24 protein-coding genes are annotated in these 24,302 nt (G+C 72.9%); 19 read left to right on the top strand and 5 right to left on the bottom strand.

Going from position 1 to position 24,302, the window contains the following annotated elements:
• Positions 1 to 112 precede the first annotated feature (112 nt).
• From ACFWBF_RS18415 to ACFWBF_RS18405, 3 genes are all read right to left on the bottom strand, one after another.
• Complete coding sequence (locus ACFWBF_RS18415; protein WP_385602506.1) at positions 113 to 1,510, bottom strand: cation:proton antiporter; 1,398 nt, start codon at positions 1,508 to 1,510, stop codon at positions 113 to 115.
• On the bottom strand, positions 1,494 to 2,039 hold the full coding sequence (locus ACFWBF_RS18410) for a flavin reductase family protein (RefSeq protein WP_385602504.1): 546 nt from the start codon (positions 2,037 to 2,039) through the stop codon (positions 1,494 to 1,496). Before ACFWBF_RS18410 ends, ACFWBF_RS18415 begins: the two co-directional genes overlap by 17 nt.
• A gap of 108 nt (positions 2,040 to 2,147) precedes the next feature.
• The gene (locus tag ACFWBF_RS18405) at positions 2,148 to 3,758 is read right to left on the bottom strand and encodes a tryptophan halogenase family protein (RefSeq protein WP_385602501.1); all 1,611 of its coding nucleotides are present in this window, start codon (positions 3,756 to 3,758) and stop codon (positions 2,148 to 2,150) included.
• 181 nt (positions 3,759 to 3,939) lie between these two features.
• Between ACFWBF_RS18405 and ACFWBF_RS18400 the strand changes: the two genes are divergently transcribed.
• The 16 genes from ACFWBF_RS18400 to ACFWBF_RS18325 all read left to right on the top strand — a co-directional run bounded on the left by ACFWBF_RS18400 (position 3,940) and on the right by ACFWBF_RS18325 (position 20,068).
• Positions 3,940 to 4,068: a hypothetical protein gene (locus ACFWBF_RS18400; protein WP_385602498.1), complete on the top strand. Its 129-nt coding sequence runs from the start codon at positions 3,940 to 3,942 to the stop codon at positions 4,066 to 4,068.
• A gap of 101 nt (positions 4,069 to 4,169) precedes the next feature.
• Positions 4,170 to 5,240 carry a 2,3-diaminopropionate biosynthesis protein SbnA gene (gene sbnA / locus ACFWBF_RS18395; RefSeq protein ID WP_385602495.1) on the top strand — a complete coding sequence of 357 codons (1,071 nt, stop codon included), beginning with the start codon at positions 4,170 to 4,172 and terminating at the stop codon, positions 5,238 to 5,240.
• Positions 5,234 to 6,055, top strand: coding sequence for a 2,3-diaminopropionate biosynthesis protein SbnB (locus ACFWBF_RS18390; protein ID WP_385602492.1), 822 nt, complete (start codon positions 5,234 to 5,236; stop codon positions 6,053 to 6,055). Before sbnA ends, ACFWBF_RS18390 begins: the two co-directional genes overlap by 7 nt.
• 30 nt (positions 6,056 to 6,085) lie before the next feature.
• On the top strand, positions 6,086 to 8,584 hold the full coding sequence (locus ACFWBF_RS18385) for an FtsX-like permease family protein (RefSeq protein ID WP_385602489.1): 2,499 nt from the start codon (positions 6,086 to 6,088) through the stop codon (positions 8,582 to 8,584).
• Positions 8,585 to 8,764: 180 nt separating this feature from the next.
• A complete protein-coding gene (locus ACFWBF_RS18380; protein WP_385602637.1) occupies positions 8,765 to 9,034 on the top strand; it encodes an acyl carrier protein in 270 nt (89 codons plus the stop codon).
• A complete protein-coding gene (locus ACFWBF_RS18375; protein ID WP_385602486.1) occupies positions 9,031 to 10,305 on the top strand; it encodes a beta-ketoacyl-[acyl-carrier-protein] synthase family protein in 1,275 nt (424 codons plus the stop codon). Before ACFWBF_RS18380 ends, ACFWBF_RS18375 begins: the two co-directional genes overlap by 4 nt.
• Before the next feature lie 22 nt (positions 10,306 to 10,327).
• Positions 10,328 to 11,443, top strand: coding sequence for a beta-ketoacyl synthase N-terminal-like domain-containing protein (locus tag ACFWBF_RS18370; protein ID WP_385602483.1), 1,116 nt, complete (start codon positions 10,328 to 10,330; stop codon positions 11,441 to 11,443).
• Positions 11,444 to 11,515: 72 nt separating this feature from the next.
• Complete coding sequence (fabG, locus tag ACFWBF_RS18365; RefSeq protein ID WP_385602480.1) at positions 11,516 to 12,277, top strand: 3-oxoacyl-[acyl-carrier-protein] reductase; 762 nt, start codon at positions 11,516 to 11,518, stop codon at positions 12,275 to 12,277.
• A gap of 66 nt (positions 12,278 to 12,343) precedes the next feature.
• Positions 12,344 to 13,090 (top strand): 2-hydroxychromene-2-carboxylate isomerase, encoded by a 747-nt coding sequence (locus ACFWBF_RS18360; protein ID WP_385602477.1) that lies wholly within the window; start codon positions 12,344 to 12,346, stop codon positions 13,088 to 13,090.
• Positions 13,087 to 14,475, top strand: a complete 1,389-nt coding sequence (locus tag ACFWBF_RS18355) for a condensation domain-containing protein (protein WP_385602474.1) — start codon at positions 13,087 to 13,089, stop codon at positions 14,473 to 14,475. The genes ACFWBF_RS18360 and ACFWBF_RS18355 overlap by 4 nt, the downstream gene beginning before the upstream one ends.
• Positions 14,476 to 14,479: 4 nt before the next feature.
• A complete protein-coding gene (locus ACFWBF_RS18350) occupies positions 14,480 to 14,788 on the top strand; it encodes a Dabb family protein (protein WP_385602471.1) in 309 nt (102 codons plus the stop codon).
• A gap of 56 nt (positions 14,789 to 14,844) precedes the next feature.
• Complete coding sequence (locus ACFWBF_RS18345; protein WP_385602468.1) at positions 14,845 to 16,275, top strand: phenylacetate--CoA ligase family protein; 1,431 nt, start codon at positions 14,845 to 14,847, stop codon at positions 16,273 to 16,275.
• Complete coding sequence (locus ACFWBF_RS18340; RefSeq protein WP_385602465.1) at positions 16,275 to 17,273, top strand: branched-chain amino acid transaminase; 999 nt, start codon at positions 16,275 to 16,277, stop codon at positions 17,271 to 17,273. Before ACFWBF_RS18345 ends, ACFWBF_RS18340 begins: the two co-directional genes overlap by 1 nt.
• A gap of 6 nt (positions 17,274 to 17,279) precedes the next feature.
• On the top strand, positions 17,280 to 17,924 hold the full coding sequence (locus ACFWBF_RS18335) for a hypothetical protein (protein WP_385602462.1): 645 nt from the start codon (positions 17,280 to 17,282) through the stop codon (positions 17,922 to 17,924).
• 1 nt (position 17,925) lies between these two features.
• Complete coding sequence (locus ACFWBF_RS18330; RefSeq protein WP_385602459.1) at positions 17,926 to 18,912, top strand: ornithine cyclodeaminase family protein; 987 nt, start codon at positions 17,926 to 17,928, stop codon at positions 18,910 to 18,912.
• Between the two features lie 55 nt (positions 18,913 to 18,967).
• Positions 18,968 to 20,068, top strand: a complete 1,101-nt coding sequence (locus ACFWBF_RS18325; protein WP_385602456.1) for a hypothetical protein — start codon at positions 18,968 to 18,970, stop codon at positions 20,066 to 20,068.
• On the opposite strand, the gene ACFWBF_RS18320 is transcribed toward ACFWBF_RS18325, so the two are convergent.
• The gene (locus tag ACFWBF_RS18320) at positions 20,052 to 21,356 is read right to left on the bottom strand and encodes an MFS transporter (protein ID WP_385602453.1); all 1,305 of its coding nucleotides are present in this window, start codon (positions 21,354 to 21,356) and stop codon (positions 20,052 to 20,054) included. The two genes, ACFWBF_RS18325 and ACFWBF_RS18320, sit on opposite strands and share 17 nt — an antisense overlap.
• 93 nt (positions 21,357 to 21,449) lie before the next feature.
• A complete protein-coding gene (locus tag ACFWBF_RS18315; protein ID WP_385602450.1) occupies positions 21,450 to 22,448 on the bottom strand; it encodes a LuxR C-terminal-related transcriptional regulator in 999 nt (332 codons plus the stop codon).
• A gap of 101 nt (positions 22,449 to 22,549) precedes the next feature.
• On the opposite strand from ACFWBF_RS18315, the gene ACFWBF_RS18310 reads away from it, so the two are divergent.
• From ACFWBF_RS18310 to ACFWBF_RS18300, 3 genes are all read left to right on the top strand, one after another.
• Positions 22,550 to 22,876, top strand: a complete 327-nt coding sequence (locus tag ACFWBF_RS18310; RefSeq protein WP_385602447.1) for a hypothetical protein — start codon at positions 22,550 to 22,552, stop codon at positions 22,874 to 22,876.
• Positions 22,877 to 23,025: 149 nt separating this feature from the next.
• Entirely contained in the window at positions 23,026 to 23,196 is a 171-nt protein-coding gene (locus ACFWBF_RS18305; RefSeq protein ID WP_385602444.1) for a hypothetical protein, read from the top strand.
• A 17-nt stretch (positions 23,197 to 23,213) separates the two neighbouring features.
• A complete protein-coding gene (locus tag ACFWBF_RS18300; RefSeq protein ID WP_385602635.1) occupies positions 23,214 to 24,260 on the top strand; it encodes a transcriptional regulator in 1,047 nt (348 codons plus the stop codon).
• Positions 24,261 to 24,302: the final 42 nt, after the last annotated feature.

The raw sequence follows: 24,302 nt of genomic DNA, 5'->3' as shown, positions 1-24,302 counted from the left end.
GTCCGCGCCCCGCCGTGCTCTGGTGGCCGCGCCGGATCTGCCCGTGCCTTCCGTCCGGGAGGGGACGGTTCGGCGGGTACGGGTCGATCCGCGCGGCCACCATCAGCCGTGGTCAGGTCCGGGTCAGTTGCGGCACCTGCTGCGGTGTCTGTTCCCGCTCCCGCTCCTGCTGCGGCTCCGGCTGCGCGTCCGGGACCACCGTCAGCTGCGGGAACTCCACCTTCATGCGGCGCCGTTCCAGCCGGTCCACGGCCGGGGCCGTGATCGCCGTGGTCACCAGCGCCATCAGGACCAGCATGGTGAACAGCTTCGGGCCGATCACCCCCAGCTCCAGGCCGATGTTGAGCACGACCAGCTCCGTCAGGCCCCGGCAGTTCATCAGCGCTCCCAGCGTCATCGCCTGCGGCCACGGCCGTCCGGTGGCGCGCGCCGCGAGCGCCGACCCGCCCCACTTCCCGCCCACCGCCACGGCGAGCACCGCGCCCGCCCACAGCCACTGCACGGGATCGGCGGCCAGCAGCGCCAGGTCCGTCTTCAGCCCGGTGTGCACGAAGAACAGCGGGAGCAGCAGCGGCATCGTGACCGCGCGCAGCCGCCCGGCGGAGCGGGCGACGTGCGGGTTGCCCCGCGGGGTGACGACGCCGAAGAGGAAGGCGCCGAACAGGGCGTGGATCCCGATCCGGTCGGTGGCCAGCGCGGCCAGGCACAGGCCGCTGAAGAGCACGGCGAGGAGGATGCCGTCGCGGTGGCCGGAGCCGGAGACCGGGTCGGAGCCGGAGCCGGAGCCTGAGTCGGCGCCCGCGCCGTCCTCCGTCGCGCGGGCCACGATCCGCGCGAGCAGCGGACGTACGACCTTGAGCATCAGCACCACGAAGCCGACGGTCAGCGCCGCGGTGACCACCGCGCCCATCGCCGAGCTGCTGGTGGTGACGGCGACGACCACGGCGAGCAGGCACCAGGCGGCCACGTCGTCGACGGCCGCGCAGGCCATCGCGAGCGCCCCGGTCGGGGTGGCGTACATCCCGCGGTCGGTGAGGATCCGGGCGAGTACCGGGAAGGCGGTGACGCTGACGGAGACGGCGACGAACAGGACGAACGGCAGCCGGCCGACGCCGTCGGGGGCGTAGCCCGCGTACAGGCCGAGGGCCAGCGGGACGCCCAGCGCGAGCGGCAGGGCGATGCTCGCCCCGCTGACCCCGAAGGCGGTGCGGCTGTGGCCGCGCAGCGCCCCCAGGTCGAGCTCCAGGCCGACGAGGAACATGAAGGCGAGCAGGCCGATGTTGCCGAGCATCCCGGTGAAGGGGATCACGGAGGAGGGGAAGAGCCAGGCCTGCGAGGCGGGCCAGAGCCAGCCGAGCAGCGAGGGCCCGAGCAGGATGCCGGTGGCTATCTCGCCGATGACGGCCGGCTGGCCGAAGCGCCGGACCAGGCTCGCGCCCGCCCGGCACGCCAGGATCACGGCGGGTACGGCGAGCAGGACGGCGGGCAGTGGATCAGGCGTGGCGGCCATGGCCGGCTCCTTCCCGGACGGCGTCGGACCAGGCGGCGTACTGCCGCAGTCCGTAGAGCAGCGGTGCACCGGCGGTCTCGCGCAGGGTGACGCGCTCGACGAGGGCGAAGACGGCCGTGTGGTCGCCGAAGGGCATCGTACGGATGACCCAGCAGTCGGCGGTGGCGTGGGCGTCGGCCGTCAGGTGCGGACCGGCGGCGCCCAGCGGCAGCCGCCACTCGGTGAGGCCGAAGCGGTCGGCGGTGGCCGAGGCGAAGAGGTCGGAGGTGGCGCGGGCCTGCTCGTGGAGCAGGTTGATGGCGAACTGTCCCGCGGTCAGGATGGCTTCGAGGGTGGGGCTGGCGGTGCGGACGCCGACCATGACGGTGGCCGGGGACAGGGCGACGCTCGCGAGCGAGCTGCAGGTCATCCCACGGGGTTCGGCGTCCTCGTCGAGGGTGGTCAGTACGGTGACCCCGGTCGGGAAGCCGGCCATGAACGGCCGTATGTCGGCCTCCGCGGCCGGCGTGTGAGGCACTGCTTCGGGCATGTCGGGCTCCTGAGTGGAGAGGTTGCGGGCTGCTGCGCAAGCCGGGAGCAGCACGGCCCGGCCGGCCGGAGGGGGGGATCCGGGCGGCCGGGCCGTGCGGGGGACGGACTACTGCTTGCCGTGCAGCTGGCGCAGGTAGTCGTAGGTGCTGGGCAGGGTCTCCAGCAGGTTCTGCTGCTGGCGCTTGACCGTGTTGAACAGCGGCTCGGCTCCGGCGACCGACTCCGGCTTGTGCGCGAGGGAGGGCAGCGGCGCGTCCGGCTCCAGGCCGAGGCCGGCGAAGATGCAGTAGTAGCTGCCGTTGGTCCAGAAGTTGCGGAACTCGGCCTCGAAGTTGCCGTAGTACGTGGACTCGTCGGTGATCGGCGAGTTGATCGGCAGGCCCGCCTTGTACGCGGAGATCTTCTCCTGGATGTTCTTCGGGAGCGTGAGCTCCTTGTTGGCCTGCCAGAACGGGGTGTCGTTGCGCGGGGCGTAGTAGAAGTGCGCCTGGATGAAGTCGCGGGTGTCGTCGAACATCACCTCGATCTCGCGGTTGAACGCGTCGGTGAGGGCCGGGGTGAAGTTGCGGTCCGGGAAGTGCTTGGCGAGCTGGTAGATCGCGGCGGTGATGAAGTAGATGCCGGTCGACTCCAGCGGCTCCAGGAAGGCGGAGGACAGGCCGATGCTGACGACGTTCTTGACCCAGGCGCGCTCGTTGCGGCCGACGCGGAAGCGGACGTGGTTGAACTTCGTCGTCTCCGGGTCGAGGTTCCAGAGCTTGCAGAACTCCTCGGTGGCCTCGTCCTGCGTGGCGAACTTGCTGGAGTAGACGTAGCCGGTGCCGAAGCGGCCCAGCATCGGGATCTTCCAGGTCCAGCCCGACTTCATCGCGATGGCCGAGGTGTACGGCTCGATGCCGTTGGCGGCGTCGTCGTGCGGGACGGCGGTGGCCACCGCGCTGTCGCACAGGAGGTGGTCGCTCATGTCGATGAACGGCTCGCCCATGGCCTGGTTGATCAGCAGGCCGCGGAAGCCGGAGCAGTCCACGAAGAGGTCGGCGTCGAGGGTGCGGCCCTCCTTGGTGTGCAGGGCCGTGACGAAGCCGCGCTCGTCCTTCTCGACCTCGGTCATCTCGTCCTGGATGTGATGGACCCCGAGCTTCTCGGTCGCGAATCTTCTGAGGAAGTCGGCGACGAGGGCCGCGTCGAAGTGCCAGGCGTAGCGGGTGGCCGGGCGGCCGTCCATCCAGCGCGGGGACTTCAGCGCGTCCATGACGGGCGGCTCGCGGAAGCAGGCGTAGTCGAAGGGCTCGGTGGTCAGGCCCTCGTGCTTGCGCTTGAACCAGTAGTGCGAGAGCGGGGTCTGGTCGTAGTCCGGGAGCAGGCCGAAGGGGTGGTAGAAGTGGTCCGGGCCGCCCGCCTCCAGCTCGCGGGCGCCGGCCTCGCCCTCGCCGCCGGTGCGCCAGTTCACGAAGCGGACCGCCATCTTGAAGCTGGCGTTGCACTCCCGCATCCACTCGTCCTCGTTGATGCCGAGGAAGTCGAAGAACGCCCGGTGCAGGTTGGGGACCGTCGCCTCGCCGACACCGATGCGTGGAATCGCCGGGGCCTCCAGCACCGTGATGTCCACAGTGCCCTGAAGGGCCTTGCCGAGGTAGGAGGCGGTCATCCAGCCGGCGGTACCGCCACCGAGGATGACGACTTTCCGGATGCGGGCGTCGGTGCCGGTCGCAGTCATGAGGGGTCTCTCTTCCGGAGCAGGGTGATCGAGTGGATGCGAACAGGCTCGGCACCGCCGCTATGACGCCCCTATAGGGCTTGTCAATGCCCCGGCTCGCTCCGTATGGCTCGGATATAGCCCTCGTGGCCAAGCTGAATCCGCTGCTACAGGGCAGTACCGCTCCACGAGAGGAATCCACATGAGCAACAACAACCTGAACAACAACGTGAACAACAACAACTCGAACAACAACCTCAACAACAACAACCTGAACGACAACGTGAACAACAACAACGGCAACAACGGCAACAACGGCAACAACGCCTGACCGTGCCACCCCACGTCTCCGTGCCCCTGCCGCCGCTCGGCGGCGGGGGCCGGGGCGCGTCCCGCACGTCCCGCGACCCCAGCAGAGGATGGCTGCATCACATGGCGTACGAAAGGAAGGCCGCCGCCGGGCACCTGGCTGCTCCGGGGCTCAAGGGAATCCTGTCGACGGTGGGAGGAACCCCGCTCGTCGAACTGGAGCGAGTCGTACCGGGGTTCACCTCGCGCGTCTTCGCCAAGATCGAACGGTTCAACCCGGGCGGCAGCGTCAAGGACCGCTCCGCCCTGAGCATGGTCCTGGGCCGCATCCAGTCCGGGGAACTCATCCCCGGCAAGTCCACGGTGATCGAGTCCAGTTCGGGCAACCTCGCCATCGGCCTCGCTCAACTGTGCGCGTACTTCGACCTGCGCCTGATCTGCGTGGTCGACGCCCGCACCACCGAGCAGAACATCGCGATCCTGGACGCCTACGGCGCCGAGGTCGAGATCATCACCGAACCCGATCCCGTCACCGGCGAACTGCTGCCCATGCGGCTGCGCCGGGTCGCCGACCTGCTCGCCTCCACCCCGTACGCGTACTGGCCCGACCAGTACGCCAACCCGCGCAACCGGCTCGCCCACGAGACCACCATGGCCGAGATCGCCGAGGCCCTGGACGGCAAGGTCGACCAGCTCATCGTCGCCGCCGGCACCAGCGGCACCCTGGGCGGCTGCGCCGAGTACATCCGGCGCACCGGCATGCACACCACCGTCAACGCCGTCGACGCCCTCGGCAGCGTGCTCTTCGACTCGCCCGTGGCCTGCCCGCGGCTCATCCCCGGCCACGGCGCCTCCGTACGGCCGCCGCTGCTGCGCCGCGGTGACGCCGACCGGGTCCTGCACGTCACCGACCTCGACTGTGTGGTCGGCTGCCGCCGGCTGGTGCGGCGCGAGGCGATCCTGGCGGGCGGCTCCTCCGGCGGGGTCGTCTCCGCGCTGGAGCGGCTCGCCCCGGCCATCGAGCCCGGCTCGAACGTCGTCCTCGTCCTGCCGGACGGCGGCGACCGCTACCTCGACACCATCTACAACGACAGCTGGGTGCGCCGGCACTTCGGCGAGGTCGCCCACCTCTGGAAGGACCCGGCCCGCGGCTTCGCGGCCGGCGAGCTGCTGAGGGAGACGGTGCTGTGCTGATCATCGGACACCGCGAGGTGCGCGACATCCTCAAGGGCAAGGAGCCGGAGATCCTGCAGGTCGTCGCGGACGCCCACCGGCTGTACGGCGAAGGCGTCGCGGGCCCCTCCGGCAGCGTCTGCGAGGGCACCGTGCGCGCGGGCGCCGGCATCGTGCTGGGCTCCCCGGCCGACGGCAGCCCCGAGGTGTTCGTCGAGGCCTCGATCATCCTGGCCAAGCGCGCCGGAGCCTCGGCGGGCCTGGCCGCCGGACTGCTGCGCACCGAACCCGAGCCGCGCGGCCTCGCCCTCGTCGGACTCGGCCCCGACAACCTGGAGGTACTGCGCTTCGTCAAGGCGCGGTTCCACTCGCTGATCGAGCTCACCGTCTTCGACCCCGACGAGGAGCGGGCGATCGTCTTCGCCCGCGATGCCCGGAAGATCGTCCCGGGCGCCGCCGTGCACTATGCCGAGACACCCGAAGAGGCCATGGCGGCCCACAAGTTGGTGTCGCTGGCCGCCACCGCGACCACCCCCCACCCCGGTCCCCTGGCGGCCCGCCCCGGAACCACGGTCCTGGACTGGGCCGAACCGGCCGCCGGTGCACGGGACTTCAGGGCCGTCTCCATCGGCGCCCTGCTGTGCGACCCCGGAGCCGTCCGACCCGATCCGGACCGGGTCACCGTCTGTTCGCCGTCCGGGCCCGCCGCCCTCGACCTCGCGCTCGCGCGCTGGGTCGCGGACCAGGCGCGGCGGTGGCGGATCGGCGTACGGATCGACGACTTCCTGCCGGTGACCCTCACCGCTCCCGCGGTTCCTGTGACAACGTCGGTCTGACCGTCCCAAACCCCCACTGGAGTACTGCACATGCTGAACATCGCCTGGCTCACCCTGCGCAGCAGGTGGGCCGCATTCGGCGGGACCTTCCTGGCGCTCGCCCTGGGTGTGGGGCTGATGTCCGCCATGGGTCTCGTGCTCGCCGCCACCACCACCAGCCCCGACCGGGGCCCGGGCCGCTTCGCCCAGGCCGAGGTCGTCGTACGGGCCGCGCCGGACCTGACGGTCCCCGCGGACTGGGGCGGCACCCAGAGCCTGCCGCTGGAGGAGCCGCGCGGACTGCCCGCCGAGGTGGTGGCAGACGTGTCCGCCGTCGGCAAGGCGGCCGTGGACCGCACCTTCTACGCCCAGCTCGCGGGCGGCCCCTCCAGCCAGGTCGGCCACCCGTGGAGCTCGGCCGGCTTCGGCGGCTACCGGCTGGCGGCCGGGCAGGCCCCGGCCGGCGATGACCAGGTCGTGGTCGGCGCCGCGTCCGGCGCGGCTCCCGGCGCGCGGGTCCTCGTACAGACGGCCCAGGGGCAGCGGCCGTACACGGTGGCCGGGACGGTCGCCGACCTCCCCTTCGAGCAGGCGGTGTTCTTCACCGACGCCGAGGCCGGGCGGCTCTCGCCGCGGGTCGACGCACTGGTGCTGGACGGCGGGGCCGAGGCCGTACGGGCGGCCGTGGGATCGCGCGGCGAGGTGCTGACCGGCACCGACCGGGGCCAGGCCGACCCGCAGTACCGCGCGGACCAGTCCGCGCTGATCGGCGTCTCCACCATGCTCGGCATGGCGGCCGGCGTCGGCGGTTTCGTCTCCGTCTTCGTCGTCGGTTCCACCTTCGCCTTCTCCGTCGCCCAGCGCCGCCGCGAGCTCGCCCTCTTCCGGGTCTCCGGCGCGACCCCGCAGCAGGTACGCCGCCTCGTGCTCACCGAGGCCGTCGGCGTCGGCGCCGTCGCCTCCGGCGCGGGCGTGCTGCTCGGCCTGGCCGCGGCGCCCGCGCTCGCCGAGAAGCTCGCCGCCGAAGGCGTCGCGCCCAGCTGGTTCACCGTCCCGGTGGACGGCGTCTCCATCGTCGTCCTGGCCGTCGTCTTCCTCCTCGGGGTCTTCCTCGCGGTGGTCGGCGCCGGGGCCGCCGCCCTGCGGGCCGGCCGGGTCCGGCCGATCGAGGCGCTGCGCGAAGCCGCCGTCGAGACGAAGACCATGACCTGGCCGCGCTGGCTCGGAGGGCTCGCCGCCCTCGCCGCGGGCATCGGCCTGATCGCCGTCGCCCCGCTGCTGCCGCCGCTGTACTGGGCGAGCCTGGCCACCTCCGTGGGTCCCGCCCTCATCCTCGCCTTCGCCCTGCTCTCGCCCGTGGTGATCCCGCTGCTCGCGAAGCTCGCCACGGCGCCGGTCGCCTGGACCCGCGGTGCGGGGGCCATGCTGGTGCGAGCCAACACCGTCACCTCGGTCCGCAGGACCGCCTCCACCGCGGCCCCGGTGCTGATCACGGTCGGCCTGGTGTGCTCGCTGTGGAGCACCTCCGGCTCGCTGGAGGGCGCCCGCGCCAAGGAGGCCCTGAGCCGGGTGCGGAGCGCCGACTTCGTGGTGGCCCCCGCGCACGCCCCCGGGCTGACCCGGGAGGTCGTCGACAAGGTGTCCGCGCTCCCGGGGATCTCGGTGGCCGCCACCACCCCGACCACCGTCTTCACCATGCCCGGCCCCGACGCCTTCTCCGACCCCTCCGGCGGCGGCGCGCTGATCCCGTACTCCGCCGAGACCGTCGACCCGGCGGCCATCGGGAACGTGCTCGGCCTGCCCGTGGTCGACGGTGACGCCCGCAAGCTCGACGACGGCTCCATCGCCGTCGACCAGTCCTGGAACCGCTCCGTCGGCGACAAGGTCGACGTCTGGATGGGCGACGGCACCAAGCAGCAGCTGACCGTCGCCGCCGTCTTCAAGACCAGCACGAGCGGCAACGGCGCGGTGCTCACCCCGGGCCACGCCGGCAGTGAACTGCCCGCCGCGGTCTACGTGAAGCTCAAGGAGGGCGCCGACCCGGCGGCCGTACGGACCCAGCTCGACGCCGTCCTCAAGGGCCAGGCGGCGCAGGCCGTGCCGATCGCCGCGTGGACGGCGGCAGGCGACACCAAGCGCGAGGACGACGCCAGGATGGCCCTGTACGTCATCGGCGGCATCGCGGTCCTCTACACCGGCGTGGCCGTGGCCAACACCCTGGTGATGTCCACCCGCAGGCGCAGCCGCGAGTTCGCCCTGCTGCGGCTCACCGGCTCCACCCCGCGCCAACTCCTGGCGATGGTGGCGGGCGAGTCCCTGCTGGTCGTGGCCGTCGGCGGCCTCCTGGCGGCGGGGGTGGTCGCGGTCAGCCTGACCGGCCTGTGGGCCGCCCTGCAGCAACTGGTCGCGGGGGCCGAGGTCGCGGTGCCGCTGGTGCCGTTCCTGGCGACCGCCGGGGCCTGCACGCTGGTCGCGCTGGCAGCCGTACTGGTGCCGGCCTGGCTGGCCCTGCGCATTCCCGCCGTCCGGCTCACGGCGGCCGTGGACTAGTACCCGTACGCAAGCCAGGGCCGCCGAGCGCGCGGCAGTCCCCGACGGGGGCTGCCGCGCGCTCTTTTCGTGCCCTTTTCCGCGGCCCGGTCACACACAGAACCCATATAGCGCACGGATAGCGCGGGTTCGAAGAATCACTGTCATCAGCTCGTGAACCGTTTTTCCCTGGAGGCAGTGATGACCGTCAACACCACCGAGACCGGCCTCGACGCCGAACGCAAGGCCGAGATCAAGGACATCGTCTGCGACATCCTCGAACTCGAACTGGACGAGGTCACCGAGACCAGCCTCTTCAAGGAGGAGCACGACGCGGACTCGCTGCGGGCCATCGAGATCCTCGCCAGCCTGGAGCGCGTCTTCCGCATCACCCTCGAACAGTCCGAGCTCAGCCGCATGACCAACCTGGAGGGCGTGTACCGCGTCGTGGCGGAGGCCGAGGGCAAGTGAGCCTCCCGTCGACCGAGAACGCCGCCGGGCACGCCCAGGGCGCCCGGCACCGCGTGGTCATCACCGGCCTGGGCGTGGTGACGAGCATCGGCACGGGGGTCGGCGCCTTCGCCGAGGGCCTGCGGCAGGGGCGCAGCGGCGCGAAGCCCATCGCGGCCTTCGACACCGAGGGCTTCGCGCACGCCAACGCCTGCGAGATCACCGACTTCGACGCCGACGCGTACCTGCGCCGGCTGCCCGCCGACGACCTCGGCCGGGCCTCGCAGTTCGCCGTCGCCGCCGGCCGGATGGCCGTGGCCGACGCCGGGCTCACCGAGGACGACGTACGCGCGAGGCGCTCCCTGGTCTCGGTCGGCACGACGGACGGCGAGTCCCGCGACCTCGACCACCTGGTCGGCGTCCAGGTCGCGGCCGGTGAGGACCGCCTCGATCCGGTCGTCGCCCGCCGGGTGTGGCCGGGCCGGCTCTCCGCCGGGATCGTGCGGGAGCTGGGCCTGGAGGACGTGGAGACCGTCACCGTCGCCACGGCCTGCGCGGCCGGCAACTACGCCGTCGGGTACGGCTACGACGCCATCAGCACCGGCGACGTGGAGATGGCCCTGTGCGGCGGCGCCGACGCCCTGTGCTTCAAGACCTTCACCGGCTTCTACCGGCTCGGCACCATCGCCCCGGACGTCTGCCGTCCCTTCGACAGCGACCGGCAGGGCATCCTCACCGGCGAGGGCGCCGGGATCCTGCTCATGGAATCCCTGGAGTCGGCCCTCGCCCGCGGCGCGCGGATCTACGCCGAGGTCCTCGGCTACGGGCTGTCCTGCGACGCGAGCCACCCCGTGGCCCCGGACGGCGACAGCATCGCCCGCTGCATCAAGGCGGCCCACCGCAACTCCGGGATCACGCCCGAGGACGTGGACTTCATCTCCGCCCACGGCACCGGCACCAAGGCCAACGACGTCACCGAAGTCGGCGCGATCCGCCAGGTGTTCGGCGAGAACCTGCCGCGCACCATCTCCATCAAGTCCATGATCGGCCACACCATGGGCGCGGCCAGTGCCCTGGGCGCCGCGGCCTGCGCGCTCGCACTGCGCGAGGGGTTCGTGCCGCCGACCGTCAACCACCGTGAGACCGACCCCGAGTGCGGTGTCGACTGCGTGCCCAACGAGGCCGTGGCCGCCGACCTGAAGGTGGTCCAGAACAACGGACTGGCCTTCGGCGGCAACAACGCCGTGCTGGTCATGGGCCGTTGGGACGGTCCCGATGCAGCCGCGTCCTGAGATCCCCGAGAGGAGGGCCACCGTGCCCGACGCAGAAGTCACCGTACGAACCGCCCCCGCGGCCTCGCTGGTCGTGTCCGGGTGGGCCGTCGCCTCGCCGTACGGGCTGGGGCGCGAGGAGTTCACGGACGGCCTGCGGGCCGGGCGCAGCGCCCTGGCCCCGCTGGACGGCGCGCAGTGGCCCGTCCCGTACGAGGAGGCCGGGCTGATCCCCGGCTTCGACGTCCGTGAGGTGCTCGGCAAGAAGGGCACCAGATCCATGGACCGGGTCACCGGGATCGCCGCGGCCACGGTGGGCATGCTGCTCGCCGACTACGGCCACGGCCTGGACGCGGACCCGGAGGGCACCGGGCTGGTGCTCGGGACCTCCGGCAGCGTGCAGTCGATCATGGACTTCACGGAGTCGGCACTGACCGGCGAGAAGCCGTTCCACGTGGACCCGGCGAAGTTCCCCAACACGGTGATGAACTGCCCGGCCGGCCAGAGCGCCATCCGGCACGCCCTCAAGGGGCCCAACGTCACCGTCTCCGGCGGCTCCGCCACCGGCCTGCTCGCCCTCAACTACGCCTCCCGGCTGCTGCGCGGCGGCCACGCGAACACCCTGCTGGCCGGCGCCGTCGAGGAGTTCTCCCCGCAGCGCGCCCGCCTGGAGCACGTCGCGGACCACGGCGGCGACGATCCGCAGCCGCTGGGGGAGGGCGCCGCGCTGTTCGTCCTGGAGAGCGCCGCGGGCGCGCTGGCCGGCGGGCGGACCCCGCTCGCCTCGGTGCTCGGCCTGCGCTTCCGGGCCTTCCCCGACAGCCACCGGGCGCAGGCCGCGCTGGAGCGCTGCGTGGCCGACGTGCTCCACGCCGCGGGCGCCCGGCCCGAGGACCTCGCCCTGGTCGCCCCCGGACTGCCGCCGGGCGTGCTCGGCAAGCAGGAGGAGGCCGCCCTGCAGGCGCTGCCGGGCCCGTACCTCACGCTCACCCCGCGCCGGCTCATCGGCGACACCTCGGCCGCGTCCGGGGCGTTCCAGATCGCCGCGGTACTCGCCGAGTCGGCCGCGAACCCGGCGCTGCACGGGCGCCTCGCGCTCGTCACCGCCGTGGACCGGGACGGCACGGCGGGCGCCGGACTGCTGCGCCTGGGCGCGTAGGCCCTGGCCGGGCGGGTTCCGGCCGAGCCCAAGCACCCCCGACCACCCACCCCTTGAGGAAGGCGGACGAGCATGTCCGAGACAAGCGGCCCCGCCGCAGCAGTACGGCCGGTGGCGCTCGTCACCGGAGGATCACGCGGCATCGGGCGCGCGATCGTGGAGACCCTGGCCCGCGACGGCTACGACGTGGCGCTGTGCTTCCAGTCCAACGAGGAGGCCGCGGCGCTCACCGCCAAGTCGGCCGCCGAGCACGGCGGCCGGGTCCTCGTCCGCAAGACGGACGTCACCGACCGCGACGCCGTCCGCGCCCTGGTGGCGGAGGTCGAGGAGGAGTTCGGGCCCGTCGAGGTGCTGGTCACCGCGGCCGGCATCGTCCGCGACAGCCACCTGGCGATGATGTCGGACGCGGACTGGGACGACGTACTGCGCACCAACCTCGACGGCACCTTCAACTTCGCCAAGGCCGTGGCCTTCCCGATGATGAAGCGGCGCCGCGGGACCGTCATCACCCTGTCCTCGGTGGCGGCCGCCGGGCACGCCACCCAGACCAACTACTCCGCCTCCAAGGCCGGGATCATCGGTTTCACCCGGGCCCTGGCGAAGGAGGCCGGGCGGGCGGGCCTGCGGGCCAACGCCGTGGCCCCCGGCTTCATCGACACCGACATGGTCGCGGGCCTCTCCGACAAGCACGTCAAGGAGATGACCGCCAAGATCCCGCTCGGCCGCTTCGGCACCGCCGAGGAGGTCGCCGAGCTGGTGTCCTTCCTCGCCTCCGAGCGCGCCGCCTACATCACCGGCCAGGTGTTCCAGGTCGACGGCGGACTCGTCGTCTGAGCCGCGACCGCACCGGACCGGGCATCGGACCGGCACCGGACCACCCTCTTCGAAAGGAGTAGGCCCATGGCGCGCGCGCCCAAGCCACCCCGTTTCTACTTCAGCCTGCGCAGCCCGTACTCGTGGTTCGCGCTGCTGGAGCTGCGCGAACACCATCCGGAGCTCGCCGCCCGGCTCCAGTGGCGGCCGTTCTGGGAGCCCGACGCGACCAGCGCCCGGCTGCTGGGCGAGGCCGGCGGGGAGTTCCCGTACACCCCGATGTCCCGCGCCAAGCAGTTCTACATCCTGCGCGACGTGCGCCGGCTGTCGGCGGAGCGCGGGCTCGCGGTGACCTGGCCGGTGGACAAGGACCCGTGGTGGGAGCCGGCCCACCTCGCCTGGTTCGTCGCCGAGCGGCACGGCAAGGGCGTCGAATGGGTCGAGCGGGTCTCCCGCGCCCGCTGGCAGGAGGGACGCGACATCTGCTCCCCGGCCACCGTCCGCGACCTGGCCGAGTCGATCGGCCTGGACCCGGACGAGACGGCCGGCGCGGTGACCGACCCGGAGATCCGCGCGCTGGGCGTGAAGGCCCTGCAGGACATCCAGCGCGACGGGGTCTTCGGCGTGCCGTACTTCGTGAACGGCTCGGAGCCCTACTGGGGCCTGGACCGGCTGGCCGACTTCGCGGCCTCGTTCCCGCAGGAGGTCCCGCAGGAGGTCCCGGCGGAGGTCCCGGATTCCGCGGCGGCCCTGGCCGGTGCGTTCGAGGAGCGCGAGCTCGCGCTCGTCGGCGGCCGCACCACCGACATGAGCCACGCCGGAGGCTGCGGATGACGCCCGCCCCGCTCAGCGCCGTCCAGCGGATGATGTGGGCGGCCTACCGGATCTCCCCGGACAGCTCCGTCTACAACATCGTGATGCCCCTGCGCGTGCGCGGCCCGCTGGACGTGGCCGCCCTCGCCGAGGCCGTCGCCGAGACCGGCCGCCGCCAGGCGCAGCTGCGCTCGCGCTTCACCGAGGCCGACGGCGTGCCCGTACGGGAGGAGAGCGCCGAGCCGCTCGCCGTCCTGGAGGTCCGCGACGTGCCCGGCATCGACGAGGACGGGCTGCGGCGCCTGGCCCGCGAACAGGGCGAGCGGCCGTTCGCCCTGGAGGAGACCGGCGCGCTGCGCGTCGTCCTGCTGCGGCGCGCCGACGACGACTTCGCGCTCGTCCCGGCCACGCACCACATCGTCGGCGACTTCACCTCCCGCTGGCTGCTGGTCCGCGACCTGCTCGACGCCTACCGGGGCATCGCGGCCGGCGAGGAGCCCAAGTGGCGTCCGCTCACCAGTAGTTACGCCGACCAGGTCGAGCAGGAGCAGACCTATCTGGACTCCCCGGCCGGACTGCGCGGAGCCGCGTACTGGCAGGCGCTCACCGACGGGGTGCCGGCCGCCGAACTCCCCCTGGACCGGCCCCGCCCGCCGCGTCCCGGACACCGCGGGGACACCGTGGCCGTCCCGCTCGAGCACGGGCTGACCGACCGGGTCGCCGCCCGCGCCAAGGAGATCGGGCAGACTCCCTTCGCCCTGCACCTGGGCGTGTTCCAGTCCCTGGTGGCCCGCTGGACCGGGCAGGAGGACTTCCTCGTCGGGGTTCCGGCCAGCAGCCGCATGGGCCGCCACGCCCGCGATCTGATCGGCTGCTTCCTCAACACCCTGCCCGTACGGGGCCGGTTCTCCGCCGCGACCACCTTCGCCGAGGCCGCCACCGCCGCCGGCGAGGGGATCCTCGGCGGCATGGTCAACGCCCGCCATCCCTGCACGCTGATCGGGCCGCGGCCGGCCGGCTCCCCGCTGTTTCGGATCGGGGCGTTCCTGGTCCAGATGGACCGGATGGAGCCGCCGGTCCCGACCGTGCCGCGCGGGCTGGCCGAAGGCCCGCCGCTGGAGTACGAGGGACTGGGCCTCGCGCTGATCGACGTACCGCAGCAGGAGGGGCAGCTCGACCTGATGCTGCGCCTGGAGCAGGAGCCGGCCGGCACCACGGCCGTCTTCAGCTACGACACCGACCTGTTCGACGCGGCGACCGCCGACCGTTTCGCCGCCGCCTACCTGCGCTTCCTGGAGGCCGCGGTGGCCGACCCGGCCGCGGTGGTGGCCGACGTACCGCTCGCCGGCGAGGACGAGCTGGAGGCGCTGCTCGCCTTCGGCGAGAGCGAAGAGAGCCTGTGGTGATCCGATGATCCGGCACATCGCGCTGTTCAAGTTCAAGCCCGGTTACGACTGGGAGCACCCGCGGGTCGCCGCCGCCGAGGCGCTGGCGGTCCGGATCGGCGCCGAGGTGCCGGAGCTTTTGGAGTGGCGGGCCGGGCGCAACGTCACGGAGCGGCCGGTCGCGTACGACTACGCGATCGTCGGGCTGGTCCCCGACGAGGAGGCGCTGGGGCGCTACCTCGTCCACCCCTTCCACCAGAGGTCCGCGGACCTGTGGAAGGAGATCAGCACCTGGGTGATCGCGGACCTGGTGGAGGACCCCGCCGCCGTCTGACCGCCCGACCCCGCCCCGCCGGGCGTACACCCCCCGCACGAAGAGAGAGGCTCGCCATGTACACCGTCTACCGGCCGGAACTCGCCGAGATCGCGGCCACGCTGCGCGATCAGCACCGTTCCTTCCTCGCGGGGGAGTGGGACGCCGAGCGCGTCGCCGCTCACCAGGCCGCGCTCGCCCGCCAGACCGTCCGCTACGTCAAGCAGAACTCGCCCTTCTACCGCGAGCACCTCGCGGCCGTCGACCCCGACCGCATCACCCGGCTCGACGAGGAGACCCTGGCCTCGATCCCCTTCACCACGAAGGAGGACCTGCGCAGCGCCCAGCAGGCCATGCTGTCGCGGCCGTTGTCCGACGCGTGGATCTTCTACGAGACCACCGGGACGACCGGCCGGTCCACCCCGTGCCCGCGCGACGACATCGACTCGATCCACAACAACACCGTGCTCACGCACTACTACGGCACCGTCTTCGAGGAGTTCGGCGAGGGCCAGGTCATCGGCTCCAGCGGCCCCACCGAACTGCACGCCTTCTCCGACACCTTCGGGGACGTCTGCCGCAACCTGAACCTGACCGTCGCCAAGATGTGGCCGCACTCCCCGATGGTCGGCTTCGAGCGGGCCCTGCAGGTCATGCGGGACTTCCCGATCACCGGCCTGTTCTGCACCCCCGGCATGGCGATGACCCTGGCCAAGCACGCGGTACGGGCCGGGCTCGACCCGCGCCGCGACTTCCGCCTCCAGGTCCTCATGACCACCGGCGAGCTCGCCTCCCCGAACCTCCTCGCCAACCTCGGCGAACTGTGGGGCGCCCGCGCGCACAACGCCCTGTACGCCTCGCAGGAAGCCAGCGTCAAGGGCGCCGTCGCCGCCGACGGCAAGCTCTACACCGCCCCGCTCATCTCCTACTCCGAGGTCATCGACCCGGACACCGGCCGCTGGTCGCCGCCCGACCCGGCCGGGGTCCGCGAGGGCGAACTCGTCGTCACCCACCTCTACCAGGGCGCCAAACCGCTCGTGCGCTACCGCACCGGCGACCTCGTCCGCATGCGCGACGCCCGCCCCGGGCAGACCGTGCCCGCCGCCACGCTGGAGGCGCTCGGCCGGGTCCGCGACCGGATCCCGCTCGGCAGCCACCGCCTGACCGGCTACGACCTGGAGAACCTGGTGCTGCGCCACGTCCGGGGCTGGCTCGACTACCAGGTCGTCATCGACCGGCAGGACGGCGCCGACCGGCTCTCGCTGCGCCTGGAGCATCCGGCCGGCCGCACCGCCGACCTGGAGGCCGTCGCCGCGACACAGGCCGACGTACGGGCCGAGCTCGGGCTGGAACTCGACGTCAGCGAGTCCACGTTCGGCAGCGTCACCAGCACCGGCGCGATGGTCAGCTGGAAGGCCGCCCGCGTGGTGGACCTGCGCACCGGCATCGACGACGCGCACGAGCTCGAGGCGCTGGCCGCCGCCGGCATCGCCGCGGGGAGGTCCTGATGACCGTCCAGGAGCTCAAGGACGTGGCCGCGCCCGTACCCGTACCCGTACGCCCCGGGGTCGCCCCGTGGGTCTTCCACGACGGGGCGCTGGTGCCCTTCGCCGAGGTCGGGCTGCCGCTGACCACCCAGGCCCTGCAGTACGGCACCGGCGTCTTCGAGGGCATCCGCGCCTACGCCGTCGCCGGCCGCCCCGGCGAGCTGTCGATCTTCCGCGCCCACGACCACTACGAGCGGTTCCTGCGCTCCTGCCGGCTGCTGCGCATCGACGTCAAGCACACCGCCGAGGAACTCGTCGAGCGCACCTTCGACCTGCTGCGCCGCAACGCCGTCGCGCACGACACGTACCTGCGCCCGATCGCGTACAAACTCGGCCTGCTGCCCGGCACCCCGCCCGGCGTCCGCCTGACCGGGCTCAGCGAGAGCGTGTCCATCACCGCCTTCACCCTGGGCGCGTACACGCCGCCCGGCGGGATCCGCTGCGCCATCAGCTCCTGGAGCCGCCCGCGCAGTTCCGCCATCCCCGTCCAGGCCAAGGTCACCGGAGGCTACGTCAACAGCGCACTCGCCGTCGAGGAGGCGCGGGCCGCCGGCCACGACGACGCGATCCTGCTCAACGACCGCGGGCAGGTCGCCGAGGCGAGCACCGCCAACGTCTTCGCCCTGCGCGACGGACACCTGATCACCCCGCCGCCCAGCGCCGACCTGCTGCCCGGCATCACCCGCGACACCGTGCGGGTCCTCGCCGAGGCCATGGGCGTCGAGACCCGCGAACGCGACCTGCAGGTCCCCGACCTGCTCACCGCCGACGAGGTCTTCCTCACCGGCACCGGCGTCGGCATCACCCCCGTCGTCGCCGTCGCCGGCCGCCCCGTCGGCGACGGCGCCCCCGGCCCGCTCACCACGCGGATCGTCGAGGCGTACGACAGGACCGTGCGGGGCGCGGGCGACCCCCGCCACGACCACTGGCTCACCATCGTTCCGATCGAGCGAGGCTGACTTCCGATGACGATCACCGCGACCCTGCCCATCCCCATGGCCTCCGCGCTCCCCGCGGCCCTCGCCGCGGCGGCCGACTGGGTCACCAGACCACCGCTGGAGAGCCACCCGCTGACCGCCGTCGCCACCCTCGGACCGCCCGGCACCAGCAGCGAGCAGGCCGCGGGCCAGCTGTGGCAGCGGCTGCCCGACGGCCGCGGGCGGACCCCCGAACTGCGCCTGTCGGACACGTACGAGGAGGCCGGCGAGGCCCTGCTCGACGGGCGGGCCAGCCACCTCGTCGTCGCCAACGCCTACGCCGGCGTCAACCGGTTCTACATGGACCCGCGCCTGGAGCTGGCCGCCGCCTTCTACATGGAGACCCCGCCCTACGGCATCGTCGCCCTGCCCGGCGGCACCAACATGAACCGCCCGACCGTCGCCAGCCACCCCGCCCCGGTGCCCATCATCGGCCAGCTCCTCGACGCGTCCTTCGGAGAGCCGCACGTCTCGCTGGTCAGCTCCACCAGCGCGGCCGCCCGCGCGGTCCGCGAGGGCGAGGCCGACCTGGCGCTCACCACGCTGCCGGCCGCCCGTCGCCACAACCTGGTGCTGATCTCCTCCACCCGCACCATCCAGATGGTGTGGTCCGTCTTCGTCCTGGAGAACTGACGTGCTGCTCCTCGACCGGGACACCGTCCAGCGGGTCTACCCCGTCCGCGCCGCCATCCCCGTCATGGCCGAGGCCATGCGCCGCTACAGCGGCGGCCGGGCGGCACAGCCGCTGCGCACCATCGTCCGGCCCGCCGGGGAGAGCGGACTGCTCGGCTCCATGCCCGGCCACGTGTCGGGGGAACGGTACGCGGGCTTCGGCGTCAAGGTGATGGCCCTCAAGCCGGAGAACCCGGCCCGCGGACTCGACCTGCACATCGGCATGGTCATCGTCTTCGACCCGGACACCGCGCGGCCGGTCGGCCTGCTCGACGCGGGGGCCGTCACGGCCGTCCGTACCGCGGCGGTCTCCGCCGTCGCCACCGACACCCTGGCCCGGCCCGACGCCGGAGACCTCGCGATCCTCGGATCGGGGGTGCAGGCCCGCAGCCACCTGCGCGCCATGCACGAGGTACGCGTACTGCGGCGCGTGCGGGTGTGGAGCCGCAGCGGGGAGAACGCGGGGGCCTACCGCGACTGGGCCGCCGCCGAACTGGGCATCGTCGTCGAGGTCGTGGCCGGGCCCCGGGAGGCTGTCACCGGCGCCGACCTGGTGTGCACCACCACCTCCTCGACGACCCCGCTGCTGGACGCCATCGACCTGGCCCCCGGCGCGCACGTCAACGCCGTGGGCAGCTCCTTCCCCGACCAGCGGGAACTCACCGCCGAGGCGGTCGCCCGCGCCGAACTCTTCGTCGACAGCCGCGAGTCGGCCCTGGCGGAGTCCGGCGACATCCGGGCCGCCCTGGACCAAGGCCTGGCCGGCGCGGACCACCTGCGGGCGGAGCTCGGCGAGGTGCTGCTCGGCCGCCACGGCGGCCGCAGCGGACCCGCCGCGGTGACGGTCTACAAGTCTCTCGGCCTCGGCGTGCAGGACATCATGTCCGGCTTCGCCGCGGTCGAGGCGGCCCGGGCCCAGGGCCTGGGAACCACCTTCGACCTGGGCTGAGCGCACCATCCCCGGCGCCGCCACCGGGCGGCGCCGGCCTACGGAGAGGCATGTCTTGAAGTTCCGAACAGGGGACGCACGCAAGTTCGTCATGGGCGCCGCCGCCGGCCTGCTGGCCTTCGCAGCGGCCCTGCTCCCCGCGCAGGGCGCGCAGGCGGCGGGCAGCTGGCAGTTCGTCCAGCAGCCGATACCGGGCGGGTTCAGCACCGGCGGCGCCACCATCCTGCCCTTCTCCGCGACGTCCGCGGTCCTGACCGAGCACGAGGGGCCGTGCGGGATCGGGGGCTGCTGGCTGCCCGAGTACGTATGGAACCGGAACGGCTCCGCCATGACCGCGCAGCAGGCGAGTCACGGCTACGACTTCCCGGAGGGCCGTACGGCGGGCACCGCTCCCGACGACCTGTGGTCCTTCGGCTACCCGGGCGGAATCGCCAACGGGGGCGTCGAGCACTGGAACGGCACCACCTGGACCACGTACGGCTTCCCCTCCACGTTCAGCGGGGGGACCGACTCCATCGCGGTGACCCGCAACGAGGTCCTGACCGTGGGCACCGACAACACGACCTCCGTCTGGCGCCCCGCGGTGGGGCGCTGGTCGGGCGGCGCGTGGTCCGTGACGGTCCTGCCCTCGCCCGCGGGCAAGGACGTCCACGTGGACGCCATCCACCAGGCCGGCCCGAACGACATCTGGGTCGTCGGCGAGACCCAGATGGGCAAGGGGGTGACGGAGATGTACGTCGCCCGCTTCAACGGCACGACGTGGACCCAGGTCGCCGTACCCGCCCTGAACGCCCCGTACGACTCGGTCCGCGAGCAGATCGCCGGCACCTCCACCGATCTGTGGATCACCGGCAAGAAGACCACGGACGGCTGCTTCACGTCCCTGCGCTTCAACGGGACCACCTGGACGACCGTGCCCACCTGTGACGGCACCACCATCGGCTCGGTCGTGAAGTACGGCACCACCTGGGTCGCGAACGGCGGCTCCACGGGCCTGCGCAAGTGGACCGGCACGGCCTGGTCCCCGATCCCGTCCCCGCGCACCACCGGCACGGTGGTCAGCCGCTTCACGGCGGAGCCCGGCGGCGCCGGCTTCTGGGCCGTCGGCAACGACGCGACGGGCCTGTTCGTGTCGCGGTTCACCGGAGCGTTGTGAGGCCCGTCGAGTCGGCCACGGCGGCAGCGGCTTCGTCGCCCCGCGCCGCCGGCCGGGCGGTGTCCGCCGCCATGATCCGGTCGACGGTGAGGACCGGCAGCACCGTCGCCACGCCTGCGGCCACGCCGATCCACAGGGTGGGGACCACACCGACGCTCTGGCCCAGCCAACCCGCGGCCAGCGCCGCGACCGGCATGCCGCCCCAGACGACGAAGCGGATGGAGGCGTTCATCCGCCCGAGGAGGAGCTTGGGGCACAGGGTCTGACGCAGGCTGACCTGGGTCACGTTGTAGAGCAGCGCCCCGACGGCCATGCCGAACTCGCCGACCAGCAGGACCGCCCCGGCCGGCGCCGTGCCGTACGGGGCGACCGCGGCCGCCAGCGGCCCGGCCGCGGTGCAGGAGGCGGCCGTGATCAGCCCGGCGGCCATCACGGTGCCGGCACTGAACCGACGCCGCGCCACCGGGGCGAGCATCGCCCCCAGCACGCCGCCGGCGGCGCCGCAGGTCATGATCAGCCCGAGCATGAAGGCGTCGAAGCCGAGGGTGCGCATGACGAGTACGGGGACCAGGGTGGCGACCATCGTGGCGAAGAAGTTGGACACGCCCATGGACAGCGCGAGCCGCCTGATCACCGGCTGGTCGCGGACGAAGCGCAGGCCCTCGGCGATGTCCGCCCGCAGCCGGCCCCGGGCCCCGTCCCCGCACGTGGGTGCGGGCCGCTGCTCGTTGTCCTTGGTCACCGAGAGGCACAGGAAGCTCGCGAGGTACGAGGCGGCGTCCACGAGCATGACGACCGGCGCGCTCACGACCCGCATGAGCAGGCCCGCCAGGGCGGGGCCGCCGAGCGTGGAGAGCTGGGCGGTCGCCTCCAGGCGGGCGTTGGCGGGGCCGATGTCCTCGTCGGCCACCAGGACCGGCACGTACGACTGGCAGGCGACGTCGAAGAAGACGGCGGCGAGCCCGACCACGGCCGCGACCGCGTACAGCGCCTCCATCCGCAGGCCTCCGGCGAGCCAGAGCGCGGGCACCGTGAGGACGGCCGACGCGCGGACCAGGGCCGCCCACATCAGCGTCCTGCGCTTGGGCATCCGGTCGACCCAGGCCCCCGCGGGCAGTCCGATGAGCAGGTAGCAGACGGTGGAGGCGGCGGTGAGGACACCCACCTCCCGGCTGCCGGCGTGCAGCAGGCCGACGGCGGTCACCGAAAGCCCGAGGGCCCCGGTGCGCGTGCCGAACTGGGACAGCGTCTGTCCGAGCCAGAACCGTGTGAAATTCGCGGACTTCACGCCATGGGTCCTCACACGGCCCATCCTCGCTCTCCCCCCGGGTGTTCAACTGCGGTTCACAGGCAGTTGATCCGGCGCCCCGGCGCGTACCTCTCAGTCGGCGTCGGCGGGCAAGTACCCCTGCCGTACGGCGTGGACGCCGGCCTGGAAGCGGCTGCGGGCGCCGAGGTCCGCGAGCAGGCCCGCCGTGGTCCGGCGGACCGTCCGGGCGGAGATGCCGAGGTGGTGGGCGATGGCCTCGTCCGTGCATCCGTCGGCCATCAGGCGCAGCACCTCGGCCTGCTGCCTGGTGAGCCCGTTCGGCTCCCGCGCCGGCCGCGATCCCAGCGGCTGGGCGGACTGCCACACGGTCTCGAAGAGTGCGCACAGGAGGGTGATCGTGCCCGGGTTCTCCACGACCACCGCGCCGACACCGGTGTTGTGGCTGTCGGCGGCGATGAGCGCCACGCGCCGGTCGATCACGATGAGGCGGTTCGGCAGCGCGGGCACGGTGCGGACCTGGGCGCCCTGGGCCGCCAGCCATTCGGCGTGTTCAACGGTGGGCGGGTCGCGCCGAATACCGTCGGTGTATACCGTTCGCATCCGTACCCCCCGATGGAGCAGCCGGAGGTTGAGAGGGCGTGATGCGGCCATGTTGGCCGGGGTCTGAGGGCCGCCGGGCGCGAAGGTCAGGAACTCTTCCCGGACCTGGCTGTTGAGAATTTCGAGTTGTTCCCGGATGGCGTCCAGGCCCGACAGGTAATGGAAACTCGGACCGGCGCCGGGCGCGTACTGATGGGCGTACTGGGCGATGACATCCGCGATGGCCGCGCGGCTCGCCTCGACGTGCTGCTGATGCGCGGCCAGTTCCGCCTGCTGCTGTGCGAGCAGGGCTTCCAGGCCGAGGAGGGGGTTCACCGCGCGCACTTCGGCCCGGTCCGCCGCGGAATGCCGCACCAGTGCCAGGCTGCTCAGCCGGTCCAGTGCCTCGCGCACCTGGTTTTCGGGCAGACCGAGGTCGAGCGCCCAGTCGCAGATGCCCCCCTCGGGGCGGGAGAGCATGCTTCGGTAGACGGCCTCGGTGACCGAATCAATACCCAGTCCGGAAAGCAATGGAATTCCTCCCCTCCCTTCTTCGTATCGATTATATGGATGAGGGGGTCGGGGGCCGCTGTGGTCTGCCTCTCGTTCGGCCGTCTCCATTTATTTACGCGATGGGCGATATGCTGTACCTGATCCATGTTCACCTCGCGCCGCACCCGGCGGGCATACCGCTGCCCCTCCACGCGGCTCCCGTCATCGCCGGTGCCGTGCCGCCCGACGCCGGGGTCCTGCACGTCGCGGTGCACCCCTCGGGCGGGCCGGGCCCGGTCGTCGGCGTCTACCTGGAGTGCGCGGCTCTGGACCTCGCCGAGGCCGCCGCGCGCCGCGCCTGGCACGGTGTCGTACGGGCCCTGCCGTGGTTCGGCGGATGGGCCTTCCTGCAGGCCGAGGCCCCGCTGATCCCCGACATCGAAGGGTGGCCCCGCACCGGCGGGTGACCTCAGCCGACCTGTGGCGGCAACCTGGCCTGTGGCGGCCATGGCCGCTCTGCCCCTCCCGCGAACGCTTCTGCGCGCCCCCGCCCCGGGGGAGACTCGTTTCGGGTCGATCGATGGCCCGGGGGAACGCGAAACAGGGGAGAGAACAGATGACGATGCGTCGAGTCGCGCTTTTCGGGGGAGTGCTCGCGGCCGTGGCCGCCATCGCCGGGGGGATGACCACGGCCGGGCCGTCGGGCGGGAAGCCGGAAGTCTCCGTCCAGGCGGACTCCGGCTGGCAGTCGCCGGTCGCCAGGGCGGCCGCCCCGGGTCGGCTGTGATGGCGGCGTTGTCCGGGATGCACGACTCCGAGCACGTGCTCAGGCTGCGGGACGGTCTGCTCGAGATCCCGGTGGAGAGCGTTCCGCTCGGCGCCCTGAAAGTGGACGGCTCCCCGCGCAGCAACGTGGAGGACCCGGAGCACACGCGCATGCTCGCCGAACTCGGCGAGCGGCTCCCGCCGGTTGTGGTGCACCGCCCCTCGATGACCGTCATCGACGGGATCCACCGGCTGCGGGCGGCCGAGCTGAGGGGCCGCACCAGCATCCCCGTACGCTTCTTCACCGGCAGCACGGCGGACAGCCGCCTCCTCGCGGTCGCCCTGAACGTCGCCCACGGCCTGCCCCTGTCCATGGCGGAGCGCACCGCGGCCGTCGAGGGCATTCTCGCCGCGCACCCCGACTGGTCGGACCGCGCGGTGGCCTCAGTGGCGGGCGTCTCGCCGGTCAGGGCGGCCGACATCCGCCGCGGCCTCTTCGGCGAAGCGGCGCCCGACGCCAAGCGGGTGGGGCGCGACGGCCGGGCCAGGCCGGTCGACCCGGCCCCCGGCCGGCGCCTGGCCGCCGAGCTCATCAAGCGCAACCCGCAGGCCTCCCTGCGCTCGATCGCGCGGGAGGCGGGCATTTCCCCCGCCACCGTCTCCGACGTACGCGACCGGATCGCGCGCGGCGAGGACGTGGCCGCGCCCCGGCAGGCTGCGCGCCGCGCGCAGCTCGCCGCGGTTCCCGAGACCCCGACCCCGCCCCGCGCGGCGGCGCCGGCCCCCGTACGCCGTCAGGTCGGCGCGCCGCCGCCGCCGCCCGACGCGGCGGAGATCTTCAACCTGCTGCGCCGGGACCCCTCGCTGCGCCTCAACGAGACCGGGCGCTCCGTGCTGCGCCTGCTGGACGCGGGCGCGGTGGTGGCCCGTAACCGGGAGGGGATCGCGGCCAGCCTGCCCGCGCACTGCAAGGCGGCCGTGGCCGAGCTGGCCGAGGTCTACGCACAGAGCTGGCAGCTCTTCGCCGCCGAGCTCCAGTCCAGGGGCTCCCGGCCGGGCGCCCTCCTCTTCGAACAGGCCGGCTGACCACCGGTCCCACCCCGCGGACGCCCGCGGCACGCCCTGCGT

Source organism: Streptomyces sp. NPDC060028, from assembly GCF_042736725.1.
In the GTDB taxonomy this organism is placed as follows: Bacteria; Actinomycetota; Actinomycetes; order Streptomycetales; family Streptomycetaceae; genus Streptomyces.
The sequence above is the reverse complement of the archived record's forward strand: the minus strand, read 5'-3'. Positions and strand labels throughout refer to the sequence as shown.